The organism is Mesorhizobium sp. M1E.F.Ca.ET.063.01.1.1 (assembly GCF_003998155.1).
GTDB lineage: Bacteria > Pseudomonadota > Alphaproteobacteria > Rhizobiales > Rhizobiaceae > Mesorhizobium.
The window spans coordinates 1-1,979 of sequence record NZ_RZSC01000945.1 but is presented as its reverse complement, the minus strand read 5'-3'; the positions used below and the strand labels follow the sequence as shown (position 1 = coordinate 1,979).

Sequence of the window (1,979 nt, the reverse complement as noted above, 5' to 3'; positions counted from 1 at the left end):
TGGACGAGATCCAGTCATATGCGCCTATCCTGGCGGTCGAGCGCCAATGTACAAAGGATGACCGAAGCCACGGGCGATGCAAAGGCGATCAGCAGTTCCGCCCGATCACCATGAACGAGAAAGGCCCGATCTTCATGGTCTGGCCCTTCGATCGCCTGCCCGCCTCCTATGTCCCAGCCCGTAATGCTATCTGGGTCTTCTTCCCGGTGGTGCTGCGCGCGGACCAATGAGATTCGGCACCAGCCGCTTTTTTGCTGCCTTGCCTTATCTCGGGCTGGCGCTCGCCCTCCTCCTCAGCACTTGGGCATTCGTCCGATCGGACCGCTACAGGCAAGAGACGGACGAGATCCTCAACCAGACCTACGAGATTCAGTGGCGTGCGACCCAGGTGCGCGAGCGGCTTGTCAGGGTCCATGGCTATATCCGTCTTGCCGACGAAGCCGGCAAACTCGATCCTGACATCAACCGGCAAATGGCTCTTGTGAGCGTCAACATCGCTCAGCTTCTGGCGCTGCCATACCTGCAGCATTTCTTCCCGCAGAAAGACATCGAACTCCTGGAAAACGTGCGTCGGACAGTCGAGCAAAACGTCGCGCCGGTCGTCGAAGCTGGTTCCAATTATGCGGATGCCCTCGACCACATGACCAATCTCGAACAGGACATGTACGAGATCTCTAGCGCCACCGTTGATCACAGCACGACGCTCCAGGAAACTGCTCAAATCGATATAGCCGCATCCCGCAACTGGTTCATGTTCGCGATTGCGCTGGGGCTGGTCGCGATCTTCTATCTCATAACCCATCAGCGTCACGCTTACGTCAGCCGTCGCGATCGACACATGCGCTCATTCGCCTCGCTGTTCGCGCATATGACGCGCTCCCGCGTCACCGCTTTGCGACTGTTTCTGGAGGGCACCGGTTCGGAGCAACCTCCGAGAGAAGAGATGTTGAAGGCTGCCCGCAGTGCGGCGAATGAGCTCGAATCCATCAATGACGGTTTGCTCAAGATCGCCTTTTCGCAACGAGATTCGCATGTCCTGCCGCTCGCCAAGCTTTTGCTGGACCTCAAAGATCGGGACGGCATCGTGCAGCTGTCAGTCGATTCCGAGGCGGGAACACAAGCCGTGCCGGCAACCCAGTTTCAACTGGTGCTGAGCGAGCTCGTGCAGAACGCGCTCACGGCGGTCGAAAACACCGACAGGCCGAGCGTTGTCGTAAAAGCATCGGTCGTGCACCGGCCTATTTTTCGCCGCAACGTTCTGTTCCTGGAGGTCGCAGACAACGGTGTCGGCATGACGCCAGAAGTCCTGCGCAAAGCAAAGACGCCCTTCTTTTCGACCCGGGCCGGGAATCACGTCGGCCTCGGCCTCACCGGCTGTTCCCAGATGGTCGCCACACTCAATGGGAGGCTTTTCATCGATAGCAAACCCGGAGCGGGCACTGTCGTCAAGGTCCGCATCCCAATCGGTGCATAATGATTGGCCTCATGGGGCGCCGGCGGCTCAGAAGAGTTCAGAGTCTCCCGCCCAGTTTTAATGAGACGGGTTGCGTAAGTAACATCGATCTGTATAACCGAGACTTAAAGTAAGCCTACTGCTGCAATACTGCTCGGTTGTATCTTGGATTGCGATCGAAAAGACGTGCAGATGGCGCGATTCATATATTGCAATACTAAATAACAATGACTTTGACCGAAGAAAGTCGCGTAACCCGCTTTTTATTGCGCAATACCAGTGAGTTAGCCTCGTTAGGGGGAAGGTGTCAGCGGCCACCACGCTGAAGCGCTCGAAGGGTGGCCAGTTCGCCCTGCATGCAAGAGCGCTGCCCGGCAATCCTATGACGGCCACACGCTCGCAAGCGTCGTCCCCGACATGGAAAAGACCATCGGCAACGAGATCGGCCGCGTCCTCGCCGACGCCGGCTGTCGCGGCCACAACGCACCGCAGAGCCACAGGTCAGGGTCTTCACCAGCGGCCAGAA

At 57.9% G+C, this 1,979-nt stretch carries 1 protein-coding gene and 2 pseudogenes; all 3 read left to right on the top strand.

Annotated features, from left to right (window positions below; all coding sequences use genetic code 11):
* Positions 1-230, top strand: a pseudogene (locus tag EOA29_RS42430) (hypothetical protein); the annotation flags it as partial.
* A complete protein-coding gene (locus tag EOA29_RS34610; protein WP_127222266.1) occupies positions 227-1,474 on the top strand; it encodes an ATP-binding protein in 1,248 nt (415 codons plus the stop codon). The pseudogene EOA29_RS42430 and the gene EOA29_RS34610, both read left to right, overlap by 4 nt.
* 280 nt (positions 1,475-1,754) lie before the next feature.
* Positions 1,755-1,979 (top strand): annotated as a pseudogene (locus EOA29_RS34605) (IS5/IS1182 family transposase); the annotation flags it as partial.

Bases quoted from the DNA above. Each gene is read 5' to 3' on its own strand.
- EOA29_RS34610 (WP_127222266.1), top strand. From the start codon at position 227: ATGAGATTCGGCACCAGCCGCTTTTTTGCTGCCTTGCCTTATCTCGGG.